Source organism: Streptomyces sp. NPDC039430, assembly GCF_055639435.1.
Window position 1 is genome coordinate 277,066 of sequence record NZ_JBVKAK010000007.1, and the last position, 15,943, is coordinate 293,008.

Below are 15,943 nucleotides of genomic sequence, written 5' to 3' on the forward strand. Positions count from 1 at the left end.
GCCAGTCGATATGGCTTTGTATCAGGAAACAGCACTCAATCGAAAAGAAGTTCGTCGTCGTTGCCCGCTCGGCTGATGTCCGCACATACTGTGACCGGACCGATCACGCACGGGGGGCGCATCAATGACGCAGCACAGCAGCACCCGGGCCGGCGCCGCCGCCGTCCTGGCCGAACGGTCCGGCGGGCCCATGGTCAGGGCCGAGGACGTGCACCGTTCATACGGCACAGGTCCCGCGGCCGTCCATGCCCTGCGCGGTGCCTCCCTCGACGTCGCGCGCGGTGAACTGGTCGCCCTCAAGGGCCGTTCCGGCGCCGGCAAGACCACGCTGCTCAACCTGGTCGGCGGTCTGGACTCCCCGGACCGCGGACGGGTCGTCATCGACGGCACCGACCTCGCCACGCTGGGCGAGACCGGGCTGCTGGAACTGCGCCGCGACCGCGTCGGCTTCATCTTCCAGTCCTTCGGCCTGATCCCCATCCTCAGCGCGGCGGAGAACGTGGGCGTACCGCTGCGGCTGCGCAAGGCCGATCCGCGGGAACGCGAGGAGCGAGTGGCGCTGCTGCTCTCGCTCGTGGGCCTCACCGATCACGCGGCGCAGCGTCCCGGCGAACTCTCCGGCGGCCAGCAGCAGCGCGTCGCCATCGCCCGCGCCCTCGCCAACCGGCCCGCGCTGCTGATCGCGGACGAACCGACGGGACAGCTGGACGCCCGGACCGGCCTCGCGGTGATGGAACTGCTGCGCACCGTGGTGCACAGCGAGGGCGTCGCCGCGCTCGTCGCCACGCACGACCCCCAGCTGCTCGGCCTGGCCGACCGGGTGGTGGAGCTGAGCGACGGCGAGATCATCGAACCCTGAGACCCGACGGGGCCCGAGCCGGAAGTCACGACGGACGGCGTCGGCGCCCTCATGATCAGTCATTGCATAAAGCTGCGGAGAAACGTATAGTCATGCCATCGCTGAGGAGGGTTTTTCGATGGCTGTACGTTCGGTGCGCGCCGCGGTGGCGGGAGCCAGTGGGTACGCGGGCGGGGAACTGCTCCGTCTGCTTCTCGGCCACCCCGGGATCGAGATCGGAGCCCTCACCGGCAACTCCAACGCGGGCACGCGACTGGGCGCGCTCCAGCCGCATCTGCTGCCGCTGGCCGACCGGGTGCTCGCGGAGACCACGACCGAGGTGCTCGCCGGCCATGAGGTCGTCTTCCTCGCGCTGCCGCACGGCCAGTCCGCGGCCGTCGCCGAGCGGCTCGGCGACGAGGTGCTCGTCATCGACATGGGCGCCGACTTCCGGCTGAAGGACGCGGCCGACTGGGAGCGGTTCTACGGGTCCGCACATGCCGGGACCTGGCCGTACGGCCTTCCCGAGCTGCCGGGCGCCCGCGCCGCGCTGGAGGGGTCCAAGCGCGTCGCGGTGCCCGGCTGCTATCCCACCGCCGTCTCGCTCGCGCTCTTCCCGGCGTACGCGGCGGGGCTGGCCGAGCCCGAGGCCGTGATCACCGCCGCGTCCGGGACCTCGGGCGCGGGCAAGGCGGCCAAGCCGCATCTGCTCGGCTCCGAGGTCATGGGCTCCATGAGCCCGTACGGCGTCGGCGGCGGCCACCGGCACACCCCCGAGATGATCCAGAACCTGAGCGAGGCCGCGGGGGAGCGCGTCACCGTCTCCTTCACACCCACCCTCGCCCCCATGCCCCGCGGCATCCTCGCCACCTGCTCCGCCAGGGCGAGGCCCGGCACCACGGCGCAGGAGGTCAGGGCCGCGTACGAGAAGGCCCTCGCGGACGAGCCCTTCGTCCGGCTGCTCCCGGAGGGGCAGTGGCCCGCCACGGCGTCCGTCTACGGTTCCAACGCCGTACAGATCCAGGTCGCGTACGACGAGTCCGCGGGCCGCATCATCGCGATCAGCGCCATCGACAACCTCACCAAGGGCACCGCCGGCGGCGCCGTGCAGAGCATGAACATCGCCCTCGGACTCCCCGAGGACACCGGACTTTCCACGATCGGAGTGGCACCTTGAGCGTCACCGCAGCGAAGGGGTTCACGGCAGCGGGCATCGCCGCCGGAATCAAGGAGAACGGCGGCCCGGACCTGGCCCTCGTGGTCAACAACGGTCCGCGCCGCGCCGCCGCGGGCGTCTTCACCTCCAACCGTGTCAAGGCCGCTCCCGTCCTCTGGTCCGAGCAGGTCCTCAAGGGCGGCGCGGTGACCGCCGTGGTGCTCAACTCCGGCGGCGCCAACGCCTGTACGGGGCCGAAGGGCTTCCAGGACACCCATGCCACCGCCGAGAAGGCCGCCGAGGTCCTCAGCGGGTACGGCGCGGACGGCGGCGGCGCGCGGGGGCGGGGCACGGACGGCCACAGCGCCGGTGAGATCGCCGTCGCCTCCACCGGGCTGATCGGCCTGCCGCTCCCCATGGACAAGCTGCTCCCCGGCGTCGAGAAGGCCGCCACCGAACTCTCCGCGCACGGCGGCGAGAAGGCCGCCATCGCCATCAAGACCACCGACACGGTCCACAAGACCGCGGTGGTCCAGGCGGACGGCTGGACGGTCGGCGGCATGGCCAAGGGCGCGGGCATGCTCGCCCCCGGCCTCGCCACCATGCTCGTCGTCCTCACCACCGACGCCGACGTCGAGACGCCCGGCCTGGACACCGCGCTGCGCGCCGCCACCCGTACCACCTTCGACCGCGTCGACTCCGACGGCTGCATGTCCACCAACGACACCGTGCTGCTGCTCGCCTCCGGCGCGTCCGGCGTGACGCCCGGCCAGGAGGAGTTCGCCGAGGCCGTCCGTACGGTCTGCGCCGATCTGGCGCGCCAGCTGATCGGCGACGCCGAGGGCGCCTCCAAGGACATCCGCATCGAGGTGATCAACGCCGCGACCGAGGACGACGCCGTCGAGGTGGGCCGCTCCATCGCCCGCAACAACCTCCTCAAGTGCGCCATCCACGGCGAGGACCCCAACTGGGGCCGGGTGCTCTCCGCCATCGGCACCACCGGCGCCGTCTTCGAGCCCGACCGGCTCAATGTCGCCATCAACGACGTCTGGGTCTGCGAGAACGGCTCCGTCGGAGAGGACCGCGACCTCGTCGACATGCGGTACCGCGAGGTGCGGATCACCGCCGACCTGGCCGCGGGCACGGACTCCGCGGTCATCTGGGCCAACGACCTCACCGCCGAGTACGTCCACGAGAACAGCGCGTACAGCTCATGACCGCGCGTAAGCACACCGCGCTGCCCAAGGCGCAGATCCTCATCGAGGCGCTGCCCTGGCTCACCCGGCACAACGAGAAGACCGTCGTCATCAAGTTCGGCGGCAACGCCATGATCGACGAGGACCTGAAGGCCGCCTTCGCGCAGGACGTCGTCTTCCTGCGGCAGGCCGGCCTCAAGCCGGTCGTCGTGCACGGCGGCGGTCCGCAGATCAGCGCCCAGCTCGACCGGCACGGTCTGGTCAGCGAGTTCAAGGCCGGCCTCCGGGTCACCACGCCCGAGGCGATGGACGTCGTACGGATGGTCCTGGCCGGGCAGGTCCAGCGCGAGCTGGTCGGCCTGCTCAACCAGCACGGCCCGCTCGCCGTCGGGATGACCGGCGAGGACGCGCACACCATCTCCGCGACCCGGCACCGGCCGCGGATCGACGGCGAGCTGGTCGACATCGGCCGGGTCGGCGAGATCACCGCGATCAACCCGGGCGCCATCGAAGCGCTGCTGGCGGACGGCCGGATCCCGGTCATCTCCTCCATCGCGCGCAGCGCCGACGACGGCCATGTCTACAACGTCAACGCCGACACCGCCGCCGCCGCGCTCGCCGCGGCGCTGGGTGCCGAGACGCTGATGGTCCTCACCGACGTCGAGGGGTTGTACGAGGACTGGCCGAACAGCGACGACGTGATCAGCCGGCTCACGGCCACCGAACTGGAGAAGCTGCTGCCCGAGCTGTCCAGCGGCATGGTGCCGAAGATGGAGGGCTGTCTGTACGCCGTACGCAACGGCGTCACGACCGCGCGCGTCCTGGACGGCCGGGTGCCGCACTCGATCCTGCTGGAGATCTTCACCGACGAGGGCATCGGCACGATGGTCGTGCCCGACGGACAGGAAGGGGCTACGAAGTGACCGGCAACGAGGACCTCGCGCAGCGCTGGCGGAGCGTCATGGCGGACAACTACGGCACGCCGAAGCTGTCTCTCGTCCACGGAGAGGGAGCCACGGTCCGGGACGCGGACGGCGTCGCGTACACCGACTTCGTCGGCGGCATCGCGGTCAACGCCCTCGGCCACGCGCACCCCGCCGTCGTCGAGGCCGTCTCCCGTCAGATCGCCTCCCTCGGCCATGTCTCCAACCTCTACATCGCCGAGCCGCCGGTCACGCTCGCCGAGCGCCTGATCCAGCTCTTCGGCCGCCCCGGCCGGGTCTTCTTCTGCAACTCCGGCGCGGAGGCCAACGAAGCGGCCTTCAAGATCGGCCGGCTGACGGGCCGTCCGCACATGGTCGCCACCGACGGCGGCTTCCACGGCCGCACGATGGGCGCGCTGGCCCTCACCGGCCAGCCCGCGAAGCAGGAGCCCTTCCGGCCGCTGCCCGGTGACGTCACCCATGTCCCGTACGGGGACGCCGAGGCGCTGCGCGCCGCGGTCACCGAAGAGACGGCCCTCGTGATCATCGAGCCGATCCAGGGCGAGAACGGCGTGGTCGTCCCGCCCAAGGGCTATCTGGAGGCGGCCAGGGAGATCACCCGCGCCACCGGCACCCTGCTGGTCCTGGACGAGGTCCAGACCGGCGTCGGCAGGACGGGCCACTGGTTCGAGTACCAGGCGCACCAGGGCGTCGAGCCCGATGTCGTCACCCTCGCCAAGGGGCTCGGCGGCGGTCTGCCGCTCGGCGCGGCCGTCGCCTTCGGGGAGGCGGCCGAGCTGCTCAGGCCCGGTCAGCACGGCACGACGTTCGGCGGCAACCCGGTCGCCTGCGCCGCCGGACTCGCCGTACTCGACACACTCGCCGCCGGCGGACTCCTGGACCAGGTGAAGCGGCTCGGCGAGAAACTGCGGAACGGCATCGAGGGTCTCGGCCATCCGCTGGTCTCCCATGTCCGCGGCTCGGGCCTGCTCCTGGGTATCGTGCTCACCGAGCCACTCGCGCCCCAGGTGCAACAGGCGGCTCAGAGTGCCGGGTTCCTCGTGAACGTGCCCGCTCCGGACGTCGTACGGCTGATGCCCCCGCTGATCATCGGCGACACCGAGGTGGACGCGTTCCTGAGCGCGCTGCCCGGCGTTCTCGGCACAGCCGGCGGGGACGGACGATCCTGAGAAACGAGACGACGATGACCGAGGCCCAGGACACCGAGCACGGCGGGCAGTCCGTACCGCAGACCAGAACCGCCCGCCACCGCAGGATCGTCGACATCCTCAACCGGCAGCCGGTGCGCTCCCAGAGCCAGCTGGCGAAGGTGCTCGCGGACGACGGGCTGAGCGTCACCCAGGCGACGCTCTCCCGGGACCTGGACGAACTGGGCGCGGTCAAGATCCGCAACACCGGCGGTGAGCTGATCTACGCGGTCCCGAGCGAGGGCGGCTTCCGTACCCCGCACGCCCCGCTCGGGGAGTCGGCGAAGGAGGAGCGGATGCGCCGGCTCGCCGGTGAACTGCTCATCTCCGCCGAGGCGTCGGCCAATCTCGTCGTGCTGCGCACGCCGCCGGGCGCGGCCCAGTTCCTCGCCTCGGCCATCGACCAGGCGGAGTTGAGCGATATCCTGGGCACCATCGCGGGGGACGACACCCTGATGCTGATCAGCCGCGACCCGGCGGGCGGCCAGGCGCTCGCCGACCATCTGCTGAAGCTGGCCCAGAACGACCGCTGAGAGCGCGGGGGTTCTTGGCCCGGAACCCCCGCGCACCGGGCCCGGGGCCGTGCGGGAGCCTCAGGCACGTCCGGTGCCCCGGGTGCTTCAGGCGCTGACCTTGGCGACATAACGGTGGAAGCCGCTCGTCGTCCACGTACGGCCGTCGGGCAGCACGGCGAAGCCCTCGGTGCCCGGCAGCCCCTCCAGCCAGCCGCGCGCCCGCGCGCCCATCGCGTACGCGGCCGTCGCACGGGTGTCGGCCGCGGTCAGCCCCTCCGGGCAGACCACGGTGACCGACGCGAGCCCGCCGACCGGCGGCCGGCCCGTGTACGGATCGATGACATGGCAGCCGCGCTCGGCGGGCCCCGAGGTGGCCACCCCCAGCCCCTCCCCGGTCTCGATCACCGTGGCCAGCCCGCCGGGGCGCAGCGGGTCGGAGATCCCCACCCGCCAGGGTCCGCCGAGCAGTTGGATGTCCCCGCCGCCGTTGAGACACACAGAACCTGCCCCGGACGAGGCGATCATCCGTACCGCGCGTTCCACCGCCCACCCCTTCACCAGCCCCGTCGGATCGAGACCGCCCGCGTAGCGGGAGGTGAACCACCCCCCGCTCTCCCGCTCCGCCGCCGCGCACAGCTCCAGGACCTCGGCGACCTCCCGCGCGCACGCGGACAGGGCCAGCTCTCCCCGGCCCAGGCGCAGGATCTGGCTGTCGGGCCGGAAGGCCGAGAACAGTTCGTCGGCGCGGTGCAGCGAGGCCACGGCCGCGTGCAGTCCGGCGCGGACCCGGGGCTCGTCCCGTACCCCGCGGATGTCGAACGAGAAGACCGTGCCCATCGACTCCTCGACATGGCGCAGCCGGGCGGTGCCGTGCGACATCAGACCCCCGCCTTGTCGAGCGCGCTCTGCAGGGAGTCCCGGTAGCCCTGGCTGGTGTAGCTGGCTCCGGAGACGGCGTCGATCCCGGCGTTCTGGGCGGCGACGGCCGCCTGGTTGAGCCGGGGGACGGCGTCGGCGGTGACCGACCGGCTGCGCGCGTCGGCGCCGGGAGCCTGGACCGCCTCGGCGCCGGTGATCGTGGAGCCGTCCAGGGTGATCCTGACCTGGACGGGCCCGTACCGGGTGTCCACGGCGTCCCCGGCCACGGCCCGCGAGCCGCCGGCGGCGGACTCTCCGCCCCCGGGGCCGGCGGCGCCCGCCGAGGCGGACACCCCGCTACCGGCCCCCGCCGCGCCCACTCCGGCACCCGCACCCGTACCCGCCGCCACCGGCGACCCGCCGGGCTGCTTCAGCGCCAGCAGCAGGACAACGCCCGACACGGTCGCGGCGACACCGATCAAGGTCCGCCGGAGCGGATGCCGCGTGGCCATCGGTTTCATCGGCTGCCTCACATTTCGAAGGACTCGTGATGGATACGGCGGGTGGGCACGCCCGCCTCGCGCAGTGCCTCGTACGACTGATGGGCGAGCCCGGCCGGCCCGCAGAGATAGACATCGTGGTCCCCGATGTCCGGCAGCAGCTCCCGCAGCCGCCGCGGGGTGATCTCCGGCCGGACACCGTCCGGCCCGTTGACCGCGTACAGCAGCCGCGCGCCGCGCGCCGACGCGATCTCCCGCAGCTCCGCCCAGAGCGCCAGGTCCTCGGTCTTGCCCGCCCGGTAGAGCAGCGTCAGATCACCGGGTCCGCCGGGCAGCGTCTCGAACAGCGCCCGCATCGGGGTGATACCGGCGCCGCCCGCGATCATCAGCACCTTCTCCCTGCTGCGCCGGGCCGCCGTCAGGGCGCCGTACGGGCCCTCCGCCCAGACCCGGGTGCCCGGCTCCAGCCGGGCCAGGGCCGCGCTGTGCCCGCCGTTCGCCCTGACGGTGATGCGCAGCAGATCGGGCCGGGGCGCCGCCGACAGGGAGTACGGATTGGAGCTCCAGCGCAGCCCGTCCGTGAGGAACCGCCAGCGGAAGAACTGGCCCGGCTGCGCGCCGAGCCGGTGCAGCCGCCGGCCGGTGATCAGTACGGAGACCACGCCGGGCGACTCGTAGACGGTCCTCTCGACCCGCATCCGGTGCCGCCGGTTGAGCTGGACCGGGGCCAGTACGCGGTACCGGACCAGCAGCGCGCCCGCCGTGCCGTACAGCACGTACCAGACGGTGCGGGCCGTCGCGTTCCCGACGAACTCGGCCCCGGTGGCGAGCTGATGCCAGAACGTCAGATAGACGGCGGCGTAGGTGAGCAGATGGAGGTAGTACCAGGTCTCGTAGCGCACCCGGCGGCGCACCGCCCCCGCCGAGACACCGCCGATCACCAGGAAGACCACGGTTCCGATCGCCGCCTCGGCCATCCTCGGATAGGTGAGGACGACCTCGGTGCCCTGCTCGACGAATCCGGTGCGGGCCCGGACCGCGTACCCCCAGACGGTCAGCAGGACATGGGCGAGCACCAGCCCGACCGCGTACCGTCCGGCCCTCGCGTGCCAGCGCGTCACCCGGTCGGAGCCCACCCGCCGCTCCAGCGTTGGGATCCGGGCCATCAGCAGCACCACGACCGCGATGGCGTATCCGCCGAGGAGCCCGGTCAGCCGGCCCGCGCCGGTCAGCCACTCCGCCGCGTCGAGATGGACGACCGGGGTGTTCTGCCACCACAGCGCCAGGACGGCCGCCGCCCCCGCCCAGCAGGCCGCCAGCACGGGCAGCGCGCCCGACCGCCGCGGGCGGATCGCGCGCAGGGTCTGCCTTCTGGCGGCCCGGCCGTTGTGCAACATCGCCACAGGACTGCTCCTCCGTTGCCTCCGTGCCCGGCGATACGGATGTGAGCGGCGGAGGGTTCAACGGAAGGCGGGGAGAACCGCCGGGGCCACCTGCCGGGGGCCGGTCAGGAGGCGCTCTCGGCGGCCCTCACGGAGGTGATCGCCGTCGGTCCCGCGGCCGTGCCGATCGCGATATGCGGACGGCGGCCGGGATCGGCCCAGGCCAGGACGGCGCTCATCGCGTCGGACGGTACGGAGACACAGCCGGCGGTCGCGCCCTCGCCGTTGACGTGCAGGAAGATCCCGGCGCCCCGGCCGCGCACCGGCTGGTCGTAGTTGAAGCCGATCACGAGAGCGAGGCGGTACTGGGAGGGGTAGTCGGCCAGACGCTCGGACTCCGCCGCCCGGCAGTCCGAGGGCAGTCCCTCCACCCAGCGGTTGTACGCGCGCGACTCGTTGTCCTGGCACCACCAGGACTCCTTCGTGACCGGGCGGTAGCCGACGCGGGGCCCGCGCGGCGCGGGCGCGAGGCCGAACGCGTACGGCAGGTCGTACAGCCCGGTCGGGGTGGTCGAGGTGCCCTGCGTACGCGACCGGCCCTCGGTCAGCCCGCCCGCCCCGAAGCGCGCCTTGACGGAACCGGCCGCCACCCACCGCGTGCCGCGCCGGTCCCACCAGGTCACCCGGCCGGTGGTCGCCCCGCGCTCCGGGGCCTCGGCGGTGATCAGCTGGCTGCCGCCACCGGTGTCCGCCATGCGCTCGGGAAGCGGCACATCGGCGGAGGGCGCCCCGGGGGACGCGGCCGTGAGCGAGCCGACGGTGAGCAGGACGGAACCGAGTACGAGAGCGATGCGCATGCCAGGACCGTATGCCGCCGGGCCGGGATCCGGCCTCTCCGCTGCTCCGAACGGCGCACGACCACCGCCGCCACCACCACCGTACGGACGTTCCGTCTGCCCGTCTGCCCGTCTGCCCGTCTGCCCGTCTGCCCGGCCGCCCGGTCACCGGCCGTCAGTCCGCGCGCGCCGGGAGCGGCAGCGGCAGCGCCGGCAGCCCGTCCACACTCACTCCGACGTGGTCCTTCTTCGCGCAGTACGCGGCGAACTCCTCGTCCGTCTTCCGGCCGAAGTGCTCGGCGTGCTGGGTGCGCTCCTCGCGGTACTCCATGAAGGGGACGGCGAAACCGCAGGCGTCACTGACCCGCTCGGCGCGGATCACGATGATCGCGCGGGCGCCGGGCCCGTCGGCGTCCGCGAAGAGGCGGATGTACTCGCGCCAGCGCGGGTCGTCCCGGAAGACCGGCTCCCCGCGTCCGTGCACCCGCAGCACCTTGGGCGGTCCGGTGAACGCGCACCACATCAGCGTGATGCGGCCGTTCTCCCGCAGATGCGCGATGGTCTCGGCGCCGCTGCCGCCGAAGTCCAGATAGGCGAGGGTCAGCTCGTCGATCACGACGAGGGTCCCGGCCCGCCCCTTGGGCGAGAGATTGACATGCCCGTCGGCCGCGAGCGGCGCGGTGGCGGTGAAGAAGACGGGCTGTTCCTCGATGAAGGTCCTTATCCTGCCGTCGATCCGTTCGTAGCGCTTACCCATGTGCTGGATTATCGGCGCCGAGGGCCCGGAAGGAAGACCGTTTCCAACGGGTGGGACGGCCCCGCCCGCCGCACCGGGCCCTCCTGCTCCCCCCTGCGGAGGCCCGCGGGGGAGCACGTTGACAAAACAATACGGTGCATCGCATAGTTATACCTGTCAGTGAATGCACCGTAAGGAGAAACCCGTGACCGAGCGCGTCGTACTCGCCTACTCGGGCGGCCTGGACACCTCCGTCGCCATCGGCTGGATCGCCGAGGAGACGGGCGCCGAGGTCATCGCCGTTGCCGTGGACGTCGGCCAGGGCGGCGAGGACCTGGACGTCATCCGCAAGCGCGCGCTCGCCTGCGGTGCCGTCGAAGCCGAGGTCGCGGACGCGAAGGACGAGTTCGCCGAGGAGTACTGCCTCCCGGCGATCAAGGCCAACGCCCTCTACATGGACCGCTACCCGCTGGTCTCCGCACTCTCCCGGCCGACGATCGTCAAGCACCTCGTCGCCGCCGCGAAGAAGCACGACGCCGGCATCGTCGCCCACGGCTGCACGGGCAAGGGCAACGACCAGGTGCGGTTCGAGGCCGGTATCACCGCGCTCGGGCCGGATCTGAAGTGCATCGCCCCGGTCCGCGACTACGCGATGACCCGTGACAAGGCGATCGCCTTCTGCGAGGAGAAGAACCTCCCGATCGCGACCACCAAGAAGTCCCCGTACTCCATCGACCAGAACGTCTTCGGACGCGCCGTCGAGACGGGCTTCCTGGAGGACATCTGGAACGGTCCGATCGAGGACGTGTACGAGTACACCTCCAACCCGGCCACGCCCCGTGAGGCCGACGAGGTCATCATCTCCTTCAAGGAGGGCGTGCCCGTCGCCATCGACGGCAAGCCCGTCACCGTCCTCCAGGCGATCCAGCAGCTCAACGAGCGGGCGGGCGCCCAGGGCATCGGCCGGATCGACATGGTCGAGGACCGGCTCGTCGGCATCAAGTCCCGCGAGATCTACGAGGCTCCCGGCGCCATCGCGCTGATCACCGCCCACCAGGAGCTGGAGAACGTCACCGTCGAGCGCGAGCTGGCCCGCTACAAGCGGCAGGTCGAGCAGCGCTGGGGCGAGATCGTCTACGACGGCCTGTGGTTCTCCCCGCTCAAGCGCGCCCTGGACGGCTTCATCAACGAGGCCAACCAGCACGTCACCGGTGACATCCGGATGACCCTGCACGGCGGCCGGGCCGTCGTCACCGGCCGGAAGTCGGACGAGTCGCTGTACGACTTCAACCTCGCCACCTACGACTCGGGCGACACCTTCGACCAGTCCAAGGCGCAGGGCTTCATCGAGATCTTCGGCCTCTCGTCGAAGATCGCCGCCCGGCGTGACCTCGCCTGATCCGAACCGTTTGACAGTCCGCCTCCCCGTTCCTCCGCGGCGGGGAGGCGGTCGCACTTCCCGATCCCTTCTGAGGAGCAGCAGTGAGCAGCAGCAACGGTGATGTCCGGCTCTGGGGCGGCCGGTTCGCCGACGGGCCGTCGGAAGCGCTGGCGGCCCTGTCCGCGTCCGTCCACTTCGACTGGCGGCTCGCGCCCTACGACATCGCCGGCTCCCGCGCCCACGCCCGCGTGCTGCACAAGGCCGGGCTGCTCACCGCCGACGAGCTGACCCGCATGCTGGCCGGTCTGGACCAGCTGGAGGCGGATGTCGCCGACGGCTCGTTCACCGGCACCGTCGCCGACGAGGACGTCCACACCGCGCTGGAGCGCGGGCTGCTGGAGCGGCTCGGCGCCGACCTCGGCGGCAAGCTGCGCGCCGGGCGGTCCCGCAACGACCAGATCGCCACGCTCTTCCGGATGTACCTCCGCGACCACGCCCGGATCATCGGCGGACTGATCGCGGACCTCCAGGACGCGCTGGTCGGTCTCGCCGAGGCGCACCCGGACGTGGCGATGCCCGGCCGTACGCACCTCCAGCACGCCCAGCCCGTCCTCTTCGCCCATCATGTGCTGGCGCACGCGCAGTCGCTGTCCCGCGACGCGGAGCGGCTGCGGCAGTGGGACAAGCGCACGGCGGTCTCCCCGTACGGCTCCGGCGCGCTGGCGGGGTCCTCGCTCAGGCTCGATCCCGAGGCGGTCGCCGCCGACCTCGGCTTCGAGCGCGGCTCGGTGGGGAACTCCATCGACGGCACGGCCTCCCGTGACTTCGTCGCGGAGTTCGCCTTCGTCACCGCGATGATCGGTGTCAACGTGTCGCGGATCGCCGAGGAGATCATTCTCTGGAACACGAAGGAGTTCTCCTTCGTCACCCTCCACGACGCCTTCTCCACCGGCTCCTCGATCATGCCGCAGAAGAAGAACCCGGACATCGCCGAGCTGGCGCGCGGCAAGTCCGGCCGGCTGATCGGCAATCTGACCGGGCTGATGGCCACACTGAAGGCGCTGCCGCTCGCGTACAACCGCGATCTCCAGGAGGACAAGGAGCCGGTCTTCGACTCCTGCGACCAGCTGGAGGTCCTGCTGCCCGCCTTCACCGGCATGATGGCGACGCTCACCGTCAACCGCGAGCGGATGGCGGAGCTGGCCCCGGCCGGCTTCTCGCTCGCCACGGACATCGCCGAGTGGCTGGTCAGGCAGGGTGTGCCGTTCCGGGTGGCGCACGAGGTCGCGGGGGAGTGCGTCAAGGAGTGCGAGACGCTCGGTATCGAGCTGGCCGAGCTGACGGACGAGCAGTTCACGAAGATCTCCGAGCACCTCACTCCCGACGTGCGGACGGTGCTCGATGTGGCGGGTTCGCTGGCCTCCCGCGACGGCCGGGGCGGCACGGCCCCGTCGGCGGTCGCCGTCCAGCTCTCCGAGGTCAAGGCCGATCTGGTGATACAGCACGCCTGGGCCGACGCCAAGAAGTAGGCCGACGCCAAGAAGTAGGCCGACGCCAAGAAGCAGGCGGACGCCACGAAGCAGCCGGCTCTTCCGGAGCCACCGGGAAGCCACCGGCCATGTGCGGCCCGTCATGCACAGCGCCGCCCTTCACAGCGCCGCCGCCCACTCCGCGAGCGTGTCGAAGTCCGGCCAGGTCAGCCCGGTCCCGGGATCGATACGCAGCAACAGGGCGGCGGCGAGGTGGCGTTGGTCCGTCCACGCGCGGTCGTACGAGGTGATCTCGTCGTCGACCCAGGCGAAGGGCCGGCCGGCCGCGTACTCCAGTACGTACGGCGTCTTCCAGAAGGTCCCGAGAGGGACGCCCCTCGGCTCCGGGCCGGACCACTCGACGTACGGCAGCTCCGGCAGCCCGAGGACCGGCCCGATCCACGCGTTGGCGTCGTCCTCCCAGGTGGTGGCCCAGACCAGCTCGTACCGGTCGGCGAGCGCCAGCAGCTCCACCCCGTGCTCCGGGTTGAGCAGCACGGGCAGCGGCTGATCCTCGGGCCAGCCCGAGGGCCGCGTCCAGTGCCGGGCGTATCCCTCCGGCGCCCGCTCGGCCGTCAGCGCGAGATACGGGTTCAGCGGACCGTCGACATCGATCAGCAGCAGCGGCTTCGTACGCGTGCTCTCACGCGAGTTCATACGCGACTTCATACGCGACTTCATACGCGGGTTCTTCCCCTCTGGGTAGTGCCCGGGGTGCGCTCCGGGTGGTGGTTCAACGTTGTATCGAATGAGACATCTATGTCTCAGGTGGGTTATGGTCGTCTCATGACGGTCGATCGTGAACAGGTGCTGCGCACCGCTGCCGCCCTCCTCACCCGCAGGGCGACCGCCACCATGGACGAGGTCGCCCGCTCCGCGGGGATAGGCCGGGCGACCCTGCACCGGCACTTCGCCGGGCGGGACGCGCTGATCAAGGCGCTGGAGGAGCTGGGCCTCAGGGAGCTGGACGCGGCCCTCGACGGCGCCCGGCTCGACGAGGGCCCGGCGGACGAGGCGCTGCGCCGGCTCATCGCCTGCGTCGAGCCCTCCGCCGGGCTGCTCGCCTTCCTCCTCACCGAGAACCAGCTCTTCGAGGGCGAGGTCTACGACGGGTGGAACCGCGCCGATGCCCGGATCTCCGCGCTGTTCCGGCGCGGGCAGGAGCAGGGCGCGTTCCGGATCGACCTCAGCCACGCCTGGCTGGCGGACGCCTTCTACGGACTGATCAGCGCCGGCGCCTGGACCGTCCAGGACGGCCGCGCGGCACCCAAGGATTTCCAGTACATGATCGCCGAGTTGCTGCTCGGCGGAGCGCGACGGAGTGTGAACGCATGACCAGCAGCCATCTCACCGTGACGGAGAGCGATCAGGCGCCCCGTCCCGGCCGCTGGATCGCGCTCTCCGTGCTCGTCCTGGCCGTGCTCCTGGTGGCCGTCGACGCCACCGTACTGGGCCTCGCCACCCCGTTCCTCAGCGAGGACCTCAAGCCGACCGGTACCCAGCTCCTGTGGATCGGCGACATCTACTCCTTCGTCATCGCCGGCCTGCTGGTCTCCATGGGCAGCCTCGGTGACCGGATCGGCCGCAAGAAGCTGCTGCTGACGGGCGCGGTCGCGTTCGGCGGGGTCTCCGTGCTCAACGCCTACGCGACCACCCCGGAAATGATGATCGTGGCCAGGGCCCTGCTGGGTGTCGCGGGCGCGACGCTCATGCCCGCCACCCTCGCCCTGATCCGCAATATCTTCCACGACCCCAAGGAACGCAGCCTCGCCATCGGTATCTGGGGCGCGATGGCCTCGGCGGGCGCGGCGGTCGGTCCGGTCGTCGGCGGCTTCCTGCTGGAGCACTTCTGGTGGGGCTCGGTCTTCCTGATCAACCTGCCCGTGATGGCCGTCCTGGTGATCGTCGGCATCAAGACGCTGCCCGAGTCGAAGAACCCCGCGCCGGGTCCCTGGGACCTGACCAGCGTGCTGCTCTCCCTCGTCGGCATCGTCGGCGTCGTCTACGCGATCAAGGAAGGGGCGGCGCACGGGCCCGGCTGGGACGTCGTCGTCGTGGGCCTGCTGGGCGCGGGCGCGCTCTACTGGTTCGTACGGCGCCAGCTCACGCTGCCCGCCCCGCTGCTCGACATACGGCTCTTCCACCACCGGGGCTTCTCCGGCGCCGTACTGGCCGACCTGCTGACCATCCTCGGCCTCTCCGGGCTGGTCTTCTTCCTGTCGCAGTATCTGCAGCTCGTACAGGGCCGCAGGCCGCTGGAGGCGGGGCTGGCCGAACTGCCCGCCGCCGTCGGCGCGGTGGTGGCGGGACTCCTCGCGGGGAACATCGCCCGCCGTTACTCCGTACGGTCCGTGGTGGCCGGCGGGCTCGCGGCGATCGGGCTGTCACTCGCGGCGCTGGTCACGATCAGCCAGTCCACCGGCTATCCGCTCCTCGGCGCCGTCCTGCTGGTCGTCGGCGTCGGCGCGGGCTTCTCCTTCACCGTCACCGCCGACGTGATTCTCTCCAGCGTCCCCAAGGAGCACGCCGGTTCCGCCTCCGCCGTGTCGGAGACGGCGTACGAACTGGGCGCGGCGCTCGGCATCGCGCTGCTCGGCTCGATCGTCACCGGCGTCTACCGGGGCTTCCCCACCCCGTCCGGAACCCCGGCCGACGCGGCCTCGGCCGCGCACGAGTCCCTGGGCGGCGCCGTCGAGGCGGCCGCCGGACTCCCCGGGCACACCGGCGCGGCGCTGGTGGCGGCGGCACAGGAGGCGTTCGTGGACGGTCTGCGCTTCGCGGCGGGCGTGGGCGCGGTGGTGCTGCTGGTCACGTCGGTGGCGGCCTGGTTCCTGCTGCGCGGCCAGAAGCTGGAGGAAGGCGCGGAGCACTAGGGCGTGTTGCGA

At 71.6% G+C, this 15,943-nt stretch carries 16 protein-coding genes; 10 read left to right on the forward strand and 6 right to left on the reverse strand.

The features are described from left to right. Nucleotides 1-124 precede the first annotated feature (124 nt). From ACZ7LS_RS19940 to ACZ7LS_RS19965, 6 genes are all read left to right on the forward strand, one after another. Complete coding sequence (locus tag ACZ7LS_RS19940; protein ID WP_382519957.1) at nt 125-859, forward strand: ABC transporter ATP-binding protein; 735 nt, start codon at nt 125-127, stop codon at nt 857-859. Nucleotides 860-977: 118 nt separating this feature from the next. Then, the gene (gene argC, locus ACZ7LS_RS19945) at nt 978-2,015 is read left to right on the forward strand and encodes an N-acetyl-gamma-glutamyl-phosphate reductase (protein WP_382519955.1); all 1,038 of its coding nucleotides are present in this window, start codon (nt 978-980) and stop codon (nt 2,013-2,015) included. Beyond that, nucleotides 2,012-3,211, forward strand: a complete 1,200-nt coding sequence (gene argJ, locus ACZ7LS_RS19950) for a bifunctional glutamate N-acetyltransferase/amino-acid acetyltransferase ArgJ (RefSeq protein WP_385133082.1) — start codon at nt 2,012-2,014, stop codon at nt 3,209-3,211. Before argC ends, argJ begins: the two co-directional genes overlap by 4 nt. After that, nucleotides 3,208-4,113 (forward strand): acetylglutamate kinase, encoded by a 906-nt coding sequence (gene argB / locus ACZ7LS_RS19955; RefSeq protein WP_382519951.1) that lies wholly within the window; start codon nt 3,208-3,210, stop codon nt 4,111-4,113. The genes argJ and argB overlap by 4 nt, the downstream gene beginning before the upstream one ends. Beyond that, nucleotides 4,110-5,303 carry an acetylornithine transaminase gene (locus ACZ7LS_RS19960; RefSeq protein ID WP_385133085.1) on the forward strand — a complete coding sequence of 398 codons (1,194 nt, stop codon included), beginning with the start codon at nt 4,110-4,112 and terminating at the stop codon, nt 5,301-5,303. The genes argB and ACZ7LS_RS19960 overlap by 4 nt, the downstream gene beginning before the upstream one ends. A gap of 14 nt (nt 5,304-5,317) precedes the next feature. Beyond that, nucleotides 5,318-5,854: an arginine repressor gene (locus ACZ7LS_RS19965; RefSeq protein WP_030355301.1), complete on the forward strand. Its 537-nt coding sequence runs from the start codon at nt 5,318-5,320 to the stop codon at nt 5,852-5,854. 87 nt (nt 5,855-5,941) lie between these two features. Here the strand turns inward: ACZ7LS_RS19965 and ACZ7LS_RS19970 are convergent, their stop codons facing one another. The 5 genes from ACZ7LS_RS19970 to ACZ7LS_RS19990 form a co-directional block, all read right to left on the reverse strand. Then, nucleotides 5,942-6,715 (reverse strand): FAD:protein FMN transferase, encoded by a 774-nt coding sequence (locus ACZ7LS_RS19970; RefSeq protein ID WP_382519948.1) that lies wholly within the window; start codon nt 6,713-6,715, stop codon nt 5,942-5,944. Continuing rightward, the gene (locus ACZ7LS_RS19975) at nt 6,715-7,206 is read right to left on the reverse strand and encodes an FMN-binding protein (protein WP_385133090.1); all 492 of its coding nucleotides are present in this window, start codon (nt 7,204-7,206) and stop codon (nt 6,715-6,717) included. The genes ACZ7LS_RS19970 and ACZ7LS_RS19975 overlap by 1 nt, the downstream gene beginning before the upstream one ends. A gap of 17 nt (nt 7,207-7,223) precedes the next feature. Then, on the reverse strand, nt 7,224-8,591 hold the full coding sequence (locus ACZ7LS_RS19980; RefSeq protein ID WP_385133166.1) for a ferredoxin reductase family protein: 1,368 nt from the start codon (nt 8,589-8,591) through the stop codon (nt 7,224-7,226). A 110-nt stretch (nt 8,592-8,701) separates the two neighbouring features. Next, nucleotides 8,702-9,433 (reverse strand): L,D-transpeptidase family protein, encoded by a 732-nt coding sequence (locus ACZ7LS_RS19985; RefSeq protein WP_385133093.1) that lies wholly within the window; start codon nt 9,431-9,433, stop codon nt 8,702-8,704. Nucleotides 9,434-9,587: 154 nt separating this feature from the next. Further along, nucleotides 9,588-10,169, reverse strand: a complete 582-nt coding sequence (locus ACZ7LS_RS19990; RefSeq protein ID WP_382519943.1) for a pyridoxamine 5'-phosphate oxidase family protein — start codon at nt 10,167-10,169, stop codon at nt 9,588-9,590. A gap of 184 nt (nt 10,170-10,353) precedes the next feature. Here ACZ7LS_RS19990 and ACZ7LS_RS19995 point away from each other — a divergent pair, with 184 nt between their 5' ends. Both ACZ7LS_RS19995 and argH read left to right on the forward strand, forming a co-directional pair. After that, the gene (locus ACZ7LS_RS19995; RefSeq protein WP_356514003.1) at nt 10,354-11,547 is read left to right on the forward strand and encodes an argininosuccinate synthase; all 1,194 of its coding nucleotides are present in this window, start codon (nt 10,354-10,356) and stop codon (nt 11,545-11,547) included. Between the two features lie 83 nt (nt 11,548-11,630). Beyond that, nucleotides 11,631-13,058 carry an argininosuccinate lyase gene (gene argH / locus ACZ7LS_RS20000; protein WP_385133097.1) on the forward strand — a complete coding sequence of 476 codons (1,428 nt, stop codon included), beginning with the start codon at nt 11,631-11,633 and terminating at the stop codon, nt 13,056-13,058. Between the two features lie 120 nt (nt 13,059-13,178). Here argH and ACZ7LS_RS20005 read toward each other — a convergent pair whose 3' ends face one another. Beyond that, complete coding sequence (locus tag ACZ7LS_RS20005; RefSeq protein WP_385133100.1) at nt 13,179-13,715, reverse strand: HAD domain-containing protein; 537 nt, start codon at nt 13,713-13,715, stop codon at nt 13,179-13,181. Between the two features lie 129 nt (nt 13,716-13,844). On the opposite strand from ACZ7LS_RS20005, the gene ACZ7LS_RS20010 reads away from it, so the two are divergent. Both ACZ7LS_RS20010 and ACZ7LS_RS20015 read left to right on the forward strand, forming a co-directional pair. After that, nucleotides 13,845-14,393, forward strand: coding sequence for a TetR/AcrR family transcriptional regulator (locus tag ACZ7LS_RS20010; protein WP_382519938.1), 549 nt, complete (start codon nt 13,845-13,847; stop codon nt 14,391-14,393). Then, entirely contained in the window at nt 14,390-15,931 is a 1,542-nt protein-coding gene (locus ACZ7LS_RS20015; protein ID WP_382519936.1) for an MFS transporter, read from the forward strand. The genes ACZ7LS_RS20010 and ACZ7LS_RS20015 overlap by 4 nt, the downstream gene beginning before the upstream one ends. The last annotated feature ends 12 nt before the right edge of the window (nt 15,932-15,943 follow it).

Coding starts and splice junctions, on each gene's coding strand:
- ACZ7LS_RS19975 (WP_385133090.1), bottom strand. CDS start 7,206: ATGGCCACGCGGCATCCGCTCCGGCGGACCTTGATCGGTGTCGCCGCG.
- ACZ7LS_RS19990 (WP_382519943.1), bottom strand. CDS start 10,169: ATGGGTAAGCGCTACGAACGGATCGACGGCAGGATAAGGACCTTCATC.
- ACZ7LS_RS20005 (WP_385133100.1), bottom strand. CDS start 13,715: ATGAACTCGCGTGAGAGCACGCGTACGAAGCCGCTGCTGCTGATCGAT.
- ACZ7LS_RS20010 (WP_382519938.1), top strand. CDS start 13,845: ATGACGGTCGATCGTGAACAGGTGCTGCGCACCGCTGCCGCCCTCCTC.
- ACZ7LS_RS19985 (WP_385133093.1), bottom strand. CDS start 9,433: ATGCGCATCGCTCTCGTACTCGGTTCCGTCCTGCTCACCGTCGGCTCG.
- ACZ7LS_RS19940 (WP_382519957.1), top strand. CDS start 125: ATGACGCAGCACAGCAGCACCCGGGCCGGCGCCGCCGCCGTCCTGGCC.
- argB (WP_382519951.1), top strand. CDS start 3,208: ATGACCGCGCGTAAGCACACCGCGCTGCCCAAGGCGCAGATCCTCATC.
- argC (WP_382519955.1), top strand. CDS start 978: ATGGCTGTACGTTCGGTGCGCGCCGCGGTGGCGGGAGCCAGTGGGTAC.
- ACZ7LS_RS19965 (WP_030355301.1), top strand. CDS start 5,318: ATGACCGAGGCCCAGGACACCGAGCACGGCGGGCAGTCCGTACCGCAG.
- ACZ7LS_RS20015 (WP_382519936.1), top strand. CDS start 14,390: ATGACCAGCAGCCATCTCACCGTGACGGAGAGCGATCAGGCGCCCCGT.
- ACZ7LS_RS19980 (WP_385133166.1), bottom strand. CDS start 8,591: ATGTTGCACAACGGCCGGGCCGCCAGAAGGCAGACCCTGCGCGCGATC.
- ACZ7LS_RS19970 (WP_382519948.1), bottom strand. CDS start 6,715: ATGTCGCACGGCACCGCCCGGCTGCGCCATGTCGAGGAGTCGATGGGC.